This window comes from Myxococcus sp. AB056 (assembly GCF_006547365.1).
Lineage (GTDB): Bacteria > Myxococcota > Myxococcia > Myxococcales > Myxococcaceae > Myxococcus > Myxococcus virescens.
On sequence record NZ_VHLB01000098.1, the window covers coordinates 17,323 to 32,293 of the forward strand.

13 protein-coding genes are annotated in these 14,971 nt (G+C 70.9%); 5 read left to right on the plus strand and 8 right to left on the minus strand.

Features of this window, described 5'->3' with window-relative positions:
* Positions 1 to 12: 12 nt before the first annotated feature.
* Together FMP39_RS30920 and FMP39_RS30925 are read right to left on the minus strand one after the other, a co-directional pair.
* Positions 13 to 1,356 carry a ComEC/Rec2 family competence protein gene (locus tag FMP39_RS30920; RefSeq protein WP_141593679.1) on the minus strand — a complete coding sequence of 448 codons (1,344 nt, stop codon included), beginning with the start codon at positions 1,354 to 1,356 and terminating at the stop codon, positions 13 to 15.
* Complete coding sequence (locus tag FMP39_RS30925) at positions 1,353 to 2,549, minus strand: ComEC/Rec2 family competence protein (protein WP_141593690.1); 1,197 nt, start codon at positions 2,547 to 2,549, stop codon at positions 1,353 to 1,355. The genes FMP39_RS30920 and FMP39_RS30925 overlap by 4 nt, the downstream gene beginning before the upstream one ends.
* Positions 2,550 to 2,662: 113 nt before the next feature.
* On the opposite strand from FMP39_RS30925, the gene deoC reads away from it, so the two are divergent.
* The 4 genes from deoC to FMP39_RS30945 all read left to right on the plus strand — a co-directional run bounded on the left by deoC (position 2,663) and on the right by FMP39_RS30945 (position 6,391).
* Complete coding sequence (gene deoC / locus FMP39_RS30930) at positions 2,663 to 3,484, plus strand: deoxyribose-phosphate aldolase (RefSeq protein ID WP_141593680.1); 822 nt, start codon at positions 2,663 to 2,665, stop codon at positions 3,482 to 3,484.
* A 15-nt stretch (positions 3,485 to 3,499) separates the two neighbouring features.
* A complete protein-coding gene (locus tag FMP39_RS30935; RefSeq protein ID WP_141593681.1) occupies positions 3,500 to 3,892 on the plus strand; it encodes a TraR/DksA family transcriptional regulator in 393 nt (130 codons plus the stop codon).
* Positions 3,893 to 3,956: 64 nt separating this feature from the next.
* Complete coding sequence (locus tag FMP39_RS30940; RefSeq protein WP_141593682.1) at positions 3,957 to 5,684, plus strand: phospho-sugar mutase; 1,728 nt, start codon at positions 3,957 to 3,959, stop codon at positions 5,682 to 5,684.
* A 65-nt stretch (positions 5,685 to 5,749) separates the two neighbouring features.
* Positions 5,750 to 6,391, plus strand: a complete 642-nt coding sequence (locus FMP39_RS30945) for a hypothetical protein (RefSeq protein WP_228558485.1) — start codon at positions 5,750 to 5,752, stop codon at positions 6,389 to 6,391.
* On the opposite strand, the gene FMP39_RS30950 is transcribed toward FMP39_RS30945, so the two are convergent.
* From FMP39_RS30950 to FMP39_RS30970, 5 genes are all read right to left on the minus strand, one after another.
* On the minus strand, positions 6,392 to 7,561 hold the full coding sequence (locus FMP39_RS30950) for a sensor histidine kinase (protein WP_141593684.1): 1,170 nt from the start codon (positions 7,559 to 7,561) through the stop codon (positions 6,392 to 6,394).
* 351 nt (positions 7,562 to 7,912) lie between these two features.
* Positions 7,913 to 8,842 carry an ABC transporter permease gene (locus tag FMP39_RS30955; RefSeq protein ID WP_141593685.1) on the minus strand — a complete coding sequence of 310 codons (930 nt, stop codon included), beginning with the start codon at positions 8,840 to 8,842 and terminating at the stop codon, positions 7,913 to 7,915.
* On the minus strand, positions 8,835 to 9,950 hold the full coding sequence (locus FMP39_RS30960; protein ID WP_090490274.1) for an ABC transporter permease: 1,116 nt from the start codon (positions 9,948 to 9,950) through the stop codon (positions 8,835 to 8,837). The genes FMP39_RS30955 and FMP39_RS30960 overlap by 8 nt, the downstream gene beginning before the upstream one ends.
* Positions 9,943 to 11,403, minus strand: coding sequence for an ABC transporter ATP-binding protein (locus FMP39_RS30965; protein ID WP_228558487.1), 1,461 nt, complete (start codon positions 11,401 to 11,403; stop codon positions 9,943 to 9,945). Before FMP39_RS30965 ends, FMP39_RS30960 begins: the two co-directional genes overlap by 8 nt.
* A gap of 59 nt (positions 11,404 to 11,462) precedes the next feature.
* Positions 11,463 to 12,653, minus strand: coding sequence for a BMP family protein (locus FMP39_RS30970; RefSeq protein WP_141593687.1), 1,191 nt, complete (start codon positions 12,651 to 12,653; stop codon positions 11,463 to 11,465).
* 74 nt (positions 12,654 to 12,727) lie between these two features.
* Here FMP39_RS30970 and FMP39_RS30975 point away from each other — a divergent pair, with 74 nt between their 5' ends.
* The gene (locus tag FMP39_RS30975) at positions 12,728 to 14,032 is read left to right on the plus strand and encodes a thymidine phosphorylase (RefSeq protein WP_141593688.1); all 1,305 of its coding nucleotides are present in this window, start codon (positions 12,728 to 12,730) and stop codon (positions 14,030 to 14,032) included.
* A 68-nt stretch (positions 14,033 to 14,100) separates the two neighbouring features.
* Here the strand turns inward: FMP39_RS30975 and FMP39_RS30980 are convergent, their stop codons facing one another.
* Positions 14,101 to 14,910, minus strand: a complete 810-nt coding sequence (locus tag FMP39_RS30980; RefSeq protein WP_141593689.1) for a DUF4328 domain-containing protein — start codon at positions 14,908 to 14,910, stop codon at positions 14,101 to 14,103.
* Positions 14,911 to 14,971: the final 61 nt, after the last annotated feature.

Here is a 14,971-nt window from a genome sequence, read left to right on the forward strand (position 1 = left end):
GGGCGTGGCTCCTCAGGGGTTGCAGTCCCGGGCAGGCCGCCGTCCACGCGAGGCCTCTTCCCGGCTGGAGAAGGTCACCAGGTTCGATGACTTGATCTTCACGACGTTGCGGCAGGTGGGCTTGTGGAACACGTCGCTGCGGACGCTGCCGACGTAGGTCCCCACCTTCACGGCGCCCGAGTCGGAGGCCCCGCTTCGCGAGCGCGAGCCCGCCCGAGAGGGGGGCGCCCCTTCGTCCGTCGGGTCGTCGAGGCTCAGGGTGTACATCTTCCCCGTGGGCTGCTTGCCCGAGCCGTCACGCGTGCCGGAGCGGCCCGTCGCGCGCCGGGAGTCCCCCGCGAGCGCGGCGTCCCGGGGCATGGGCGTGCCCAGGCCCGGGTAGCTGTAGCGCGTGTCCTCCGGGACGCCAGCCGACAGGCGCTGCGGCGTGACGACGAGCGTCTTCCCGTCGCTCACCACCTGCACCTCGCCGTGAAGGTCGGTGCGGAACACCTGCGCGCCGGTGGCCTCCAACTGCTCGAGCATGGCCGGCGCCGGGGCGCCAATCAGGTTGCCTTCGCCCGCGGAGATGACGGCGGCGCGAGGCCCCACGGCCGTCAGGAAGGCGGCGGTGGTGGGCCCCTCGGTGCCGTGCGCGGCCACCTTGAGCAGCGTGGCCTGCATGGGGGCGTTGCGCGCCAGCAGGTGGTCCACCGTCCGGGCATGCGCGTCCGCCATGAAGAGCACCGCGGTGTCCCCATAGGTGAGCCGGAGGATGACGGAGTTGGCCTCCAGCGCGGCCTCGGGCACGTCGAGCAGCGGCTCGGTGGGCGCGCGGGGCCACAGAACCGTGAGGGACACGCCCGCGCCCAGGGGCAGCCGCTGGAGCGCGTTGGGCGTGGCGGGGGAGGGGGACGGGGAGATGAACTCCACGCCCTGGCTGGCCACGGCGCCGAGCAGGGCGTCATAGGCCTTGGGCGTGGCGCCCAGCTGCGGCTCCAGCAGTTGCCTGGCGCCCACGCGCTTCAGCACCGGCTCCAGCGCGCCATGGTGGTCCGAATGCGGGTGGGTGAGCACCACCAGGTCCAGCCGCTGCGTGAGCAGTTCGGGCAGCCGGTTGACCAGATGCTCCGCCGCGGAAGCGGGGCCCGTGTCCACCAGCGCGGTGTACCCGTCCGGCGACACGATGAGCGCGGCGTCGCCCTGGCCGACGTCGAAGAAGTAGACGTGGAGCTTCCCGTCCGGGGTGCCACCGAAGTAGCGCCGAGGGGGCTCCGCCGGTCGCGTGGCGACCGGCTGCGGGGGAGGTGGCGGCGATTCCTTGCAGGCGGCCAGTGCCAGCAGGATGGGGAGGAGGACGCGCGGGCGGAAGCTCATGGGTGGCAGTCCTCGGCGGGGCGGCGCTCGCGCATGGCTTCGGCGCGGCTCGAATAGGCGGTGCGGTCCGACTTGGAGCGCTTCAGGGTCCGGCAGCTCTCTTTGTGAAATACCTTGCTGCCCTTGAGGCTGAAGTATCGGGGCGCGTCCGTGTCGCGTTGCGTGGAGTCGGTGCCGGGGGCCTCCGCTGGGGCGGACGCGGCGCTGCGCCCACGGGGCGTGCTGGTTCGACGCGTTCCCCGGGTGATGGGCCCGAGCGCGACCGAGCCGGGCTTCACGCCTCCGGGGACCAGCTCCGACGCCCCTGCGCGCTTCTCCGCGCGCAGGGAGACGACGTTGCCGTCGCTGGTCGCCACCACCTCGCCGTCCTGGTCGGTGCGGAACACGGTGGCCTTCACCGCGCGCAGCCGCTCCAGCACCGCGGAGGTGGGGTGGCCGTAGTCGTTCTTCGCGCCCACGGAGATGACGGCGGCTTGGGGCTTCACTGCCGCCAGGAAGTCCGCGGTGGACGAGTGCCGCCCGCCGTGGTGGGCCACCTTCAGCACGGTGGAGGCGAGGTCGATGGGCTTGCGCAGCAGCGTGGCCTCGGTGTCCGGCTCGGCGTCGCCGGTGAAGAGGAACGCCGTCTTGCCGTAGGTCAGCTTGGCGACGATGGAGTTGGAGTTCGGGTCCGAGCGGGTGCCCGTGAGGAAGGGGTCTTCCGGCACGCGAGGCCACAGCACGGTGAGCGCCGCGCCATCCCCCAGGCCAATGGTGACCAGGGAGCGCGGGTCCTGGGGGTTGGGAATGGGCGTCATCACCTGACCCACTTCGTCGCCCACGACGTTGAGCAGGTCGCGGTACGCCTCGCTCGGGTGGTCGAACCCCGGGTCCATGAAGCGCCGGGCCCCCACCGAGCGCAGCGCGGTGGACATGCCTCCCAGGTGGTCCAGGTGGGGGTGCGTGAGGATGGCGAGGTCCAGCGGCTCCTTCACCAGCTCCCGCAGCCGCTGCTCCAGGCGATGCCGCGCGTCGGGCGGGCCGCTGTCGATGAGCACCGTCTTGCCGGTGGGGGAGATGATGAGCGCGGCGTCCCCCTGTCCCACGTCGAAGAAATGCACCGTGAGTGGCTGGCCGGCCGATTGGGCCAGGGCCTGGCCCGGAACCGAGGCGAGGAGAAGGACGAGGAGTGCGAGCCACCGGGCAAAGGACATCACGAGGCGGACTCTACCGCTCCGTCCCCCCCCTGGCACCCAGGGGCGCTGATGATGCGCGCTTCTCCCGCGAGCGCTTCCCGAGGGCCTGGAAGTGGGCTAAGGGGCCGGGCATGTCCGACTCCGAAGACCTCTTCCATTTCGTCGAGGACATTGCCAACCAGGCGCGCCGCCGGCTCGAGGCGTGGAAGGAGGGGCAGACGCCCGGGGTCCGTGCTCCTGCGTCGGGCCCGTCCACCGCCCGGGTGGCCATGGAGACGGTGCGCTCCCACGCGGACCTGGCGCCGTACATCGACCACACGCTGCTCAAGCCCGAGGCTCGCGCAGAGGACGTGGTGAAGGTGGCCGAGGAGGCCCGCCAGTACGGCTTCGCCACCGTCTGCGTGAACAGCACGCACGTGGCCACCGCCGCGCGGGTGCTGGCCGGCACGTCCACGGTGCCCATCGCCGTGGTGGGCTTCCCGCTGGGCGCCTCGCTGCCGTCCGCCAAGGCCTTCGAGGCCCGGGAGTCCATCCGCGCCGGGGCGCGGGAAATCGACATGGTGCTGAACGTCGGCGCGCTCAAGGCGCACGACTACGCGCTGGTGCACCAGGACATCGCCGCCGTCGTGGAGGCCAGCCGGCCCGTGCCGGTGAAGGTCATCCTGGAGACGGCCCTGCTGACGGACGAGGAGAAGGTCATCGCCTGCTCGCTCTCCAAGGCCGCGGGCGCCGCCTTCGTGAAGACGTCCACGGGCTTCGGTCCGGGCGGGGCCACCGAGGCGGACGTGGCGCTGATGCGCCGGGTGGTGGGCGACACGGTGGGCGTGAAGGCGTCGGGCGGCATCCGCTCCGCCGAGGACGCGATGAAGATGCTGCGTGCGGGGGCCAACCGCCTGGGTGCGTCCGCGTCGGTGGCCATCGTCTCCGGGCAGACCTCCTCCTCGAAGTATTGACCTGGGGCGGACACCGTGAACGCGAAACAGCGAGACGAGCTCAAGGCGCTGCTGCTCGCGCTCCACTCGGAGCTGACGGAGAAGACGCCGTCGAGAATCGAGCCCAACCGCACCGATGACGCGCGCATCGGCGGCGACGAGGACGAGCAGCCGCTCAATGAGATGATGCAGGCCATCGCCTCCAACCGGAACCGGACCATGGATGGCGTGCTGGCCCGCGTGCTCAAGGCGCTGGGCAAGCTGCGCGACGACCCGGACGCGTTCGGTGAGTGCGAGGAGTGCGGCGACGAGATTCCGCTCGGGCGGCTGCGCGCCATGCCCTACGCGGAGTTCTGCGTGACGTGCCAGGGCAACAAGGACGGCCCCAAGGGCCGCGCCACCCGCAGCAAGCTGACCGACTACACCTGAACAACCGGCGCGCGAGCCCCGTGCCTCGCGCGCCCTCAACGGCTACACGAGGCTTCGAGGGCTCATGGACACCACCGGACTGAAGGAGCGGGCGGAGGCGTGGCGTCAGGCGGACCCGGACCCGTCCACCGCGGCGGAGCTGGCGGCGCTGCTGGCGAAGGCGGACTGGGCCGAGCTGGAGGACCGCTTCTCGCAGGACCTGGAGTTCGGCACCGCGGGCCTGCGCGGCGTGCTGGGCGCCGGTCCCAACCGGATGAACCGCGCCGTCATCCGCCGCACCACCGCGGGCCTGGCGCGCTACCTCAAGGAGCAGGTGCCGGACGTCGCCACCCGGGGCGTGGTGGTGGGCCGCGACGCGCGCAACCTGAGCGCGGAGCTGGCCGAGGACACCGCCGCGGTGCTCGCCGCCGAGGGCATCCCCGCCCATGTCTTCCCGGAGCCGGTGCCCACGCCGCTGGTGGCCTTCGCCGCGCTGCACCTCAACGCCGCCGCGGCCGTCATGGTGACGGCCAGCCACAACCCGCCCGAGTACAACGGCTACAAGGTCTATTGGGGCAACGGCGCGCAAATCATCCCGCCGCATGACACGGGCATCGCCTCCGCCATCGCCCGGGTGGAGCCCGCCAACTGCGTGCCGCTGCTGACGCCGGCCGATGCGCGCGCCAAGGGCCTGTGGCGGGATTTGCCCGCGGCCATCGGTGACGCCTACGTGCGCGCCATCCTGGGGCTGCGCGTGGTGGGCAAGGGCTCCGAGTCGCTGTCCATCGTCTACACCGCCATGCACGGCGTGGGCGGCGACTGGGCCGTGCGCGCCCTGCGCGAGGCGGGCTTCCCGCGCGTCACGCCCGTGGCCGAGCAGCAGCAGCCGGATGGCCGCTTCCCCACCGTGCGCTTCCCCAACCCGGAGGAGCCGGGCGCCATGGACCTGGCCACCGCCACCGCCGAGCGCGTGAAGGCGGACGTGGTGCTGGCCAATGACCCGGACGCGGACCGGCTGGCCGTCATGGCGCGCGACGCGGACGGGTCGCTGCGGCTGCTGACGGGCAACGAGGTGGGCGTGCTGCTGGGCCACTACGTCCTCACCCAGGGGTCGAAGCAGGGGAAGCCGCACGTCGTCACCACCATCGTCTCCTCGGCGCAGTTGGGAGACATCGCGCGTTCGCTGGGCGCCGCGTGTGACGAGGTGCTCACTGGTTTCAAGTGGATCGCCAACCGCGCGCTGGAGCGCGAGCAGGCGGAGGGCACCCGCTTCGTCTTCGGTTACGAGGAGGCGCTGGGCTACACCGTGGGCACGGTGACGCGGGACAAGGACGGCGTGGGCTCGGCGCTCGTCATGGCGGACCTGGCGGCGTGGTGCCAGGCGCGCGGCACCACGGTGCTGGGCTACCTGGAGGAGATTCAGCGCGCGCATGGCCTGTACGTGGGCGCGCAGCGCAACTTCACGTTCCCCGGCGCGGCGGGCGCGCAGGTCATCCGCGGCATCATGGACGCGTTCCGTGCCTCGCCTCCGAAGGACATTGGCGGCGACGCTGTCCGCGCGGTGAGTGACTACAAGAAGGGCGAGCGGGGCCTGCCTCCGTCCAACGTCGTCGCGCTCGAGTTGGAGAGCGGTGGCCGCGTCACGTTGCGCCCCTCCGGCACCGAGCCGAAAATCAAATACTACTTCGAGCTGAAGGAGACGCTCGCCGACGGTGAGCCCCTGGCTCAGGCCCGTGCGCGCGCCGAGTCCCGGCTGGCCCGTTTCATCGATGCTTTCCTCGGCCTCGCGCGTGAGCGCGGGCAGCCGGCATGAGTCTAGAGACGCAGCACCGCACCCACCGTCCGCCCTCCTCGGCGGCCCTCGCAGAAAGGTACCGTGTGAAGCGACTGCTCCCCGGAGTCCTCCTCGCTTGCTTCCTGGCCCTCCCGGCCACCGCGCTGGCGCAACGCGGTCAGGGTTGGTCTGTCCTCGCCGGTGAAACGCTGGGAGGGGGCAACACCGCCTTCCATGGCCAGATTGGCTGGCCCGGCATCTCCCTGGGCCTGCTGCACGGTGGCTCGGATCGCTTCGACATCGGCGGCAAGTTCAGCTTCAACTGGGGCCGCGAGGGCTGGGTCCGCTACACGGACCCGGGCATCAAGCTCCAGGCGTGGATGCGGTTGCAGCTCGTCAAGGAGCGCAACTTCTCGCTGGCGCTCACCTTCCAGCCGGGCCCGTTCTTCTACTTCAACCGGCATGACACCGACGTGGGCCTGGCGCTGCCCCTGGGCCTGGTGGTGGGCATCCCCGCCGGCAGCGCCGTCATGGTGAACCTGGGCCTGGACATCCCCTTCCACGTCTACTTCGGCGAGGGAATCGGCCCGGTGTTCCCCATCCTCGTGGGCGGCGGCCTGGAGTACTTCGTCAACCGCCAGTTGGGCGTCACCTTCAACGTCCGGCTGGGGCCCGCCGTCATCCCGGACATCGACGACACCGAGTTCACGCTGGAAGCGCTCTTCGGCGTCGCCTACCGCTTCTAGCTACCAGGACGACGTCTGCTCGGGCAGCTCCACCGTGAAGGTGCTGCCCAGGTTGACGCGGCTGTGCACCGTCACCGCGCCGCCCATGGCTTCCACCAGGGTGCGCGCGACGGTGAGGCCCAGCCCGGCGCCCTTCTCGGGCGCCTTCGTCGTGTAGTAGGGCTCGAAGACGGCCTGGAGCTCGTCCTCGAAGATGCCGATGCCCGTGTCCTTCACGTACAGGCGCGGGCCGAAGTCCCCGAAGATGTCCGGAAGCTCCACGCCCACATGGATGCGGCGCGGGCGGTCCGTCACGTCCTCCACGGCGTCCACCGCATTGGCCAGCAGCTCCACCAGCACCTGCTCCAGCTGACGGCGGTTGAAGACGACGGCGATGGCCTCGTCCGGCAGCTGCACCTTCACCTCGGCGGTGCCGAGGCGGCCGGCGTCACGCATCCGCTCCACCACCGCGGGGACGAGGTCGCGCAGGTCGAAGCGCTGGATGTCTTTCGGATTGGTGGTGCCCAGCGACAGCAGGTGCTGGCCGTGCAGGCGCATCTGCTCGCCGGCCACGCCCAGCTTCTTGAGCTCGTCCGCGTCCGGCGGCAGGCCCTGTAGCGCGCGCATGCGAACGTGCTCCAGCGCCCGCTGGAGGCCTTCGCCCACGCGGCCCAGGTTCTGCGCCACGTCCGCGGCCAGCGTGCCCACGCGGGCCAGCCGCTCCATCTCCACCCAGCGGACGCGCGGGTCCTGCAGCGCTTCGGCGCGCTGGCCACCGCGCTCGCGGTGCGCCTTGAGCTCCAGCAGCGTGTGGATGCGGACCTTCAGCTCCAGCGGGTCCAGGGGCTCGGTGATGAGCAGGTCATCCACGCCTGCCTCGAGCACCTCGCGGCGCGTCTCCCGGTCCGCGCTGGGCGTCAGCATGAGCACGGGGAGGGCAGGGCTTCCCAGCGCGTCCTGAAGGCGCCGGTACGTCGCGAGGCCGTCCGTGCCAGGACGCTCCACGTCGAGCAGCACCAGGTCCGCGGACTGATGGGCCGCCGCGGCCGCCGCGGCCGCCAGCCCGCTCGCGGTCAGCACGTCATAACCCGCCGGCGCGAGGATGGAGCACAGCCGCTCCATGCCGCCCGACTCCACGTCCACGGCCAGAACTCGGGGCCGATACGTCGCGGTCTCCGTCGTCTCCAGCATCACGCCACCCCTACATGGTGACCAGGTGAGCCTTCACCCGGGTGTTCCAGGCCGTCCTACGGACCCCTCTCGCCCTGGATGGAGCTCCCCCCGGGCGCCTGCGTCCAGTCCGGTACGTGATCCGATACCGCGCTGTGTCTATGCGAGGCTCATGCCGCGCTTCGTCCTGGCGCGTCGGAGCCGCCCATTGCACCACCAACAGTGGAAGCCCTGTAACGTCAGGGGGTTGAATCGTTGCGACACTGGAGAAAGTTAGCTCAACTGGAATCCGGCCAACGAAAGACGAGGTCGCTCCTGACCCGAAATCGATTTTCACCCGGGTATGGAATGACCTCGTTCGCGCGCGAAGTGTCAGCGCGACTCTTGTTCGTACGGCGTTCCGAGCGCGGCGGGGGCGCTGCTGCGTTGGCCCTGGAGGGTCAGCACCACCAAGGTGAGCAGATAGGGGAGGGCCAGGAGGACGCCCTGGGGGATCAGCTCGACCAGTCCGGGGGCGCTCGACACCAGGCCGATGCGCAGCGCGTTACCGAAGGCGAAGAAGGTGGCGGCGAGGAAGGCGCCCACGGGCGTCCACCGGCCGAACACCATGGCGGCCAGGGCCATGAAGCCCAGGCCCGCGGGGGTGTGCTGCTCGAAGCGGTCCAGCACGGCGGTGGACAGCACCGCGCCGCCCAGGCCCGCCAGCAGCCCGCTGCCCAGCACCGCGCACCAGCGCAGCCCCGGTACCGACAGGCCCAGCGTTGCCACGGCCTGGGGCTTGTCGCCCACCGCGCGCAGCCGCAGGCCCAGGGGCGTGCGGGTCAGCAGGCCCTGGAAGGCGAAGGGCAGCAGCAGCGCCAGGTACGTGGGGGCAGAGTGCCCGGACAGCGCGCCCAGCACCGGCACGGAGCCGAGCCCGGGGATGTTCCAGCGGGTGAGCTGCTGGATGGGCGGGGTGCCGTTGGGGCCGTAGAGCGACTCCAGCAGGAAGGTGCCGCCGGCCAGGGCCACCAGGTTGAGGGCGATGCCGGACACCACCTGGTCCGAGCGCCAGCGGATGCTCAGGAAGCCATGCACGCCGGCCAGGGCCGCGCCCGCGAGCATGCCCATGACGACGGCCAGGGGCGTGGGCATCGTCAGCGCTGCCACCGCCGCGCAGAAGGCGCCTACGCGCATCATCCCCTCCATGCCCACGGCAATCACGCCCGCGCGCTCGGAGAGCACCGCGCCCAGGGCGGCGAAGATGAGCGCTGGCGCCGCGTCCAGGGTGGAGAACAGCAGCGAGTGGAGGACATCAAGCACGGGGCACCTCCGCCGACGCCGCGGGCGCCACGTTCCGCCGGCGCAGCAGCGCCAGCCACACCATGCGCCCGGCGACGAAGAGCAGCGCGAGGCCCTGGATGAGCTCGGGGAAGCTCTTGTGCACGCCGAGCAACTGCATGCGCGTTCCGCCCGCGCGCAGCACGCCGAAGAAGAGCGCGGACACGGTGGCGCCCAGCGGGTGGTTGTTGCCGATGAGCGCGATGGCGATGCCGTCGAACCCGTAGGGCGCGCCCAGCGTGCCGGGGTAGCGCCCCTCCGTCCCCAGCACCAGCACCGCGCCCGCCAGCCCCGCCATGGCCCCCGCGAGCGCCATGGCCAGGCCCATGCGCCGGGCCACGGGGATGCCCGCGGCGCGCGCGGCCTCGGCGCCCAGGCCCACCGCGCGCGTCTCGAAGCCGGAGCGCGTGCGCGTCAGCCACACCCACACCGCCAGCGCCGCGGCGAGCGCCAGCGGGAAGCCCAGGTTGAGCCGCGAGCCTTCCCCCAGCAGCCGGGGCAGCACCGCGGTGGCCTGGATTTCGGCGGTGCCGGTGATGGACTGGCCGCCTTCGGCCGCGCCGCGCAGCGGGCCCACCACCAGCCAGTTGTCCACCAGGCTCAGCGCCACCCAGTTGAGCATGATGGTGGAGATGACCTCGTGCACGCCCCGGTAGATGCGCAGCAGCCCGGCGATGCCCGCCCACGCAGCGCCCGCGAGCGCCGCGCCCAGCAGGGCCGCGGGCACGTGCAGCACGCCGGGCAGTGACACCTGGGCGCCCACCACCGCGGCGGCCAGCGCGCCCAGCAGCATCTGTCCCTGCGCGCCGATGTTGAACAGGCCCACCTTGAACGCCACCGCCACGGACAAGCCGGTGAGCGTGAGAATCGCGGCCTTCATCGCGGACTCGCCCAGGGGGCGGGTGATGACGGTGGCCGCGGCGCCATCCAGGTACGCGGGCCAGTTGCCGATGCCACCCCACAGCATCTGCAGATAGGCGTCCGTCGCGGTGCCCGGCTCCATGGTGAGCGCGATGAGCGCCCAGCACACGCCCAGCGCCAGCAGCACGGAGAGCACCGAAGGCAGCATCTGTCTCACGCGCTCAGGCATGGCCCGGCTCCGTGGTCCCCAGCATGCGCCGTCCCAGCTCGCGTTCATCGAACTCGTGACGGAGGAAGTGGCCCGTCACGCGGCCTTCGAAGAAGACATAGACGCGGTCCGACAGGGCCAGCACCTCTTCCAAATCGAGTGACACCAGCAGCACGCCCGTGCCCTGGTCGCGCGCCTCGCGCAGCTTCGCGTGGACCTGCGCCACCGCGCCCACGTCCAGCCCGCGAGTGGGCTGCACCACCACCAGCAGCCGGGGCCGCGCATCCAGCTCGCGCGCTACCACCACCTTCTGCTGATTGCCCCCGGACAGGGCCCGCAGGGCGACCTCCGGGTCGGGAGGCCGCACGTCGTAGGCCACGGTCAGCTCGCGCGTGCGCTCGCGGCGGCCCTTGAAGTCAATCCACGGGCCCTTCGCGAAGGGCGGCCGCGTGTGCCGGCCCAGGGCCACGTTCTCCTCCACGCTGAGCGCCTTCACCACCGCGCGGTGGAGCCGGTCCTCGGGGATGTGGCCCACGCCGCGCGTCCGCGCCTGGGCCGGCGTGAGGCCGCTCAAGGGGCCTCCCAGGAGCGCGCCGCTCCCAGACGTCAGCGGGCGCAGGCCGGTGAGGACCTCCGCCAGCTCGCGCTGCCCATTGCCGTCCACGCCCGCGATGCCGACGATTTCACCCGCGCGCACCTCCAGGTCCACGCCGCGCAGGGCAGGGCGCCCGTTGTCGCCGGTGGCCTGGAGCCCTCGTACGTCCAGCAGCGACTCACCGGGGGCCTGGGACACGGCCGGGGTGGAAGTGGCGGCCGGAGCGCGCTGTCCTTCACCCACCATGAGCGCGGCGAGCTGTTCAGCCGTGGTGTCGGCGGCGCGGACCTCCGCCACGCAGCGGCCCCGGCGCATGACGGCGATGCGGTCCGCCACGCCGAGCACCTCCTTCAGCTTGTGGCTGATGAGCACCACGGTGTGGCCCTGCGCGACCAGTCCGCGCATGACCCGGGCCAGCTCGTCGGATTCCTGCGGCGTGAGGACGGCGGTGGGCTCGTCGAGGATGAGCACCTGGGCGCCGCGGTGCAGCGCCTTGACGATCTCCACCTTCTGCTGCGAGCCCACGCTGAGCGTGTCCACCCGCGCCCGGGGCTCCAATTGGAAGCCGAAGCGGGCGCAGGTGGCGGACACCTCCTGCACCGCGCGCTCCAGGTCCAGCAGTCCGTTGCGGGTGGGCTCGCGGCCCAGCACCACGTTCTCCGCCACCGACAGCGTGGGCACGAGCATGAAGTGCTGGTGCACCATGCCAATGCCCCGCGCAATCGCGTCCCGGGGGCTCTTGAAGCGCACGGGCTGGCCGTCCAGCGACAGCACGCCCGCGTCCGGCTGGTAGAGCCCGTAGAGGACGTTCATCAGGCTGGACTTGCCCGCGCCATTCTCGCCCACCACGGCGAGCAGCTCGCCACGGCGCACGTCCAGCGACGCGTCCGCAAGCGAGACGCACGTGCCGAAGGCCTTGTGGATGTTCTGGAGGGAAATCAGGGGGCGGCAGCCTGGAAGGAGGCGAGGTCCGCCGGGACGGCAGGGACCTGGAGCGTCCCGGAGATGATGCGCTGACGCAGGGCCTCCACCTTCTGGAGCGCCTCCGCCTTGCCGGGGAAGTCCACCCGCACCTCCGCCATGCCCACGCCGTTCTCCTTGAGGCCGAGCACCTGCTCACCCGCGGAGAACGTGCCGTCCACCAGGTCCTTCGCCGCCTGATACACGGCCAGGTCGGAGTACTTCATCATCGACGTGAGGATGGCGTCCGGCGCCACGTGCGACTGGTCGGAGTCCACGCCAATGGCGTACACGCTCTTGCCCGCGGCGCGCGCTTCCTTCACCGCCTGAATGACACCGATGCCGTCCGCGCCCGCGGCGTGGAAGAGGACGTCCGCGCCCTTGGAGATGAGGTCCTGCGCCACCTGCTTGCCGGCGGCCATGTTGTTGAAGCTGCCCGTGTAGACGGACATGAGCGCCTGGGACGCCTGGGCGTTGGTCGTCTTCACGCCCGCGCGGTAGCCCACCTCGAAGCGCTGGATGAGGGGGACCTCGATGCCGCCCACGAAGCCCACCTTGTTCGTCTTCGTCACCAGCCCGGCCAGCGCGCCCACGAGGAAGCTGCCCTCCTGCTCCTTGAAGAGGACGGTGCGCACGTTGGGCAGCTTCATGGCCTTGCCCTGCGCGTCCAGCACCTGACTGTCGATGAGCAGGAACTGGGCCTTGGGGTTTTCCTGGGCGGAGGTGCGCACCGCGTTGGCCAGCATGTAGCCATTGCCCACGGTGAGCCGGGCGCCCTGGTCCACCAGGAGCTGGAGATTGGGGACGTAGTCCTCCTGGGCCTTGCTCTGCAGGACGATGGGCTGGATGGCCAACGCCTTGAAACTGGCGGCGTCCGAGCTCAGGTGGGGCGGCAGGGACTGGCGGACCTCATCGGGGGTGGCGTCCACATACTTGCCGCCCTCGTAGCGCTTGCCCGCGGCCCACAGCTCCAGGCCACGGAGCGCCGCGTCATTGAAGGAGTGGTCTCCGCGCCCGCCCACGTCGATGACGAGCCCCACGGGGAGGGCCTTCTTTTCCGTCTTCCCAGCGGCGGGGGGTTGGGCGCCGGAGGGGGGCGCTTCTTCCTTCTGCTTGGAACACGCGCACAGGAGGGCGGTGAGGGCAAGGACGTGGAGGCGGAGCATCATGAGGCGCCTATCTACCAGATGCCCGCCCTTTCCCGGAGTGCATGAAGGGGGGGTTCCTGCTATGGGCTCGCCTCGTGCAACCCTACGAACTCATCAAGGCCAAGCGGGATGGCGGCCGGCTGGAACCGGCGGACATCCGTGCGTTCATCGAGGCGTATACGGCGGGGACGGTGGCGGACTACCAGATGGCGGCGATGTGCATGGCCATCTTCTTCCGGGGCATGGACTCCCGGGAGCTGGGCGCCTGGGCCCGCGCCATGCTGGAGTCCGGTGAGGTCCTGGACCTGTCCGACACGCCGGGTGTGAAGGTGGACAAGCATTCGACGGGCGGGGTGGGTGACAAGGTCTCCCTCAGCCTGGCGCCGCTGGCCGCCGCGTGCGGAGTGCCGGTACCCATGATTTCGGGCCGGGGCCTGGGGCACACGGGGGGGACGCTGGACAAGCTGGAGTCCATCCCCGGCTTCAACGTCAACCTGCCGACGTCGGAGTACCGGCGGCTGGTGCGCGAGGTGAACTGCTGCCTGATTGGCCAGACGGCGCAGGTGGCCCCGGCGGACAAGAAGCTCTATGCCCTGCGGGACGTGACGGCGACGGTGGACTGCATCCCGCTGATCGCGTCCTCCATCATGAGCAAGAAGCTGGCGGAGGGCATCGACGCGCTGGTGCTGGACGTGAAGGTGGGCAGTGGCGCCTTCATGAAGCGCGACGAGGACGCGCGCACGCTGGCGAAGACGATGATTGGCCTGGGCGCGGAGATGGGGAAGAAGGTCGTGGCCCTGCTCACCGACATGGACCAGCCGCTGGGCCGCAAGGTGGGCAACGCGCTGGAGGTCATCGAGGCGGTGGACATGCTCCGCGGCAACGCGCCGGAGGACTACACCGAGGTGACGTATGCCCTCACGGCGGAGATGCTGGTGCTGGGCAAGAAGGCCGCCACGGTGGAGGAGGCGCGCGAGAAGCTGCGCAAGGTGGTGGAGGACGGCAGCGCGGTGCGCAAGCTGAAGGAGATTGTCCAGGTGCAGGGCGGAGACCCGCGCTCCATCGACGACTACTCCCTGCTGCCCCAGGCGAAGGCCACCGTGGACGTGGTGGCGCTCCGGGACGGCTTCGTCACCGGCATCGACACGGAGGGCGTGGGCATGGCGGCGGTGGCGCTGGGCGCGGGCCGGCAGCGGACGGACAGCAAGATCGACCCGGCCGTGGGCTTCACGCTGCTGAAGAAGTCGGGCGAGTCCGTGAAGCAGGGCGAGCCCTTGGTGCGCGTGCATTACAACGACGCAGCCCCGTTGGAGAACGTGAAGGCGCGCCTCTTGGCCGCGTACCGGTTCGGCGACGTGGCCCCCGTGGCCCGGCCGCTCATCCGCGAGCGGGTGGAGTAGGGCGCCGAGCCGGGTGGTGACCTGGGAGCCCCCGCCAATGCCGTGGCATGGCGTGGGGCTTCGTGTTTTCAGGCGCTGGTGCGCGCGTCCGCTCGGGCGATGATGGCGTCCAGGCCCGCGCGGCGGCTCACGAGCATCGACTCGATGTCCTTGATGACGCGGATGCAGAGCACCGCCGCCAGGACATTGAGGGCCTCCGCGATCATCCCGGCGATGAGCAGGACGGGGATGATCTTCGGGATGCTCTCAATCATGTTGAACATCGACGCGCTGGCGTTGCTCGTTCCATTGCTGATGAGCCAGGCGGCCCACCACCCCAGCAGCAGGACCTTCCGGGCAGGGGCGCCCCCCAGGTTCAGCCACAGGTCGCGCATGACCGCATACGGCTTGACCAGGTTGTAGATGGGGATGAACCAGACCACCATGGCCCAGCGGGGCTCCTCGGTACTGACGCCGGTGGCCCGGGCGACTTTCACGCTCAGGTACTGCCACCGGAGGAAGCTGATGGCGGTGACGATGCTCACGATGGAGCTGGCCAGGACGAGCTGGGCATTCAGGGCGTCGAAGGTCTCCGCGTTCTCCTGCGAGGGCGTGAAGCCGTCCTCCAGGCCCAGATAGAGCCAGACATGGAGAAGCCCCGTGAGCGCGGCCACCGCGACGCCGGTGTAGAGGCCACCCAGCGTCCACTTCGCCCGGCCTGTCGTGTGAGGCAGCGACTGGAGCTGCCTCGCATGACACGGGACGCAGACGCCCACCTGCGGTTGGGCGCATTGCTTACAGAGGAATCGGCCGCACCGCTCACACGTCCCCGTGGACGGTTCGCCATCATGGTCAGGGCAGATGGGGGCTGTTTCAGGAACGGCGGATTGGGTCAGCATGGGCTCGACAGGACACGGGTGGGCCGCCGCGCACGCAACGCGCGTTGGGACGGGTGGGGGG

What these genes read in the sequence shown, in the direction of transcription:
- FMP39_RS30920 (WP_141593679.1), bottom strand. Translation starts at nt 1,356, where the DNA reads ATGAGCTTCCGCCCGCGCGTCCTCCTCCCCATCCTGCTGGCACTGGCC.
- FMP39_RS30925 (WP_141593690.1), bottom strand. Translation starts at nt 2,549, where the DNA reads ATGTCCTTTGCCCGGTGGCTCGCACTCCTCGTCCTTCTCCTCGCCTCG.
- deoC (WP_141593680.1), top strand. Translation starts at nt 2,663, where the DNA reads ATGTCCGACTCCGAAGACCTCTTCCATTTCGTCGAGGACATTGCCAAC.
- FMP39_RS30940 (WP_141593682.1), top strand. Translation starts at nt 3,957, where the DNA reads ATGGACACCACCGGACTGAAGGAGCGGGCGGAGGCGTGGCGTCAGGCG.
- FMP39_RS30950 (WP_141593684.1), bottom strand. Translation starts at nt 7,561, where the DNA reads ATGCTGGAGACGACGGAGACCGCGACGTATCGGCCCCGAGTTCTGGCC.
- FMP39_RS30960 (WP_090490274.1), bottom strand. Translation starts at nt 9,950, where the DNA reads ATGCCTGAGCGCGTGAGACAGATGCTGCCTTCGGTGCTCTCCGTGCTG.
- FMP39_RS30970 (WP_141593687.1), bottom strand. Translation starts at nt 12,653, where the DNA reads ATGATGCTCCGCCTCCACGTCCTTGCCCTCACCGCCCTCCTGTGCGCG.
- FMP39_RS30980 (WP_141593689.1), bottom strand. Translation starts at nt 14,910, where the DNA reads ATGCTGACCCAATCCGCCGTTCCTGAAACAGCCCCCATCTGCCCTGAC.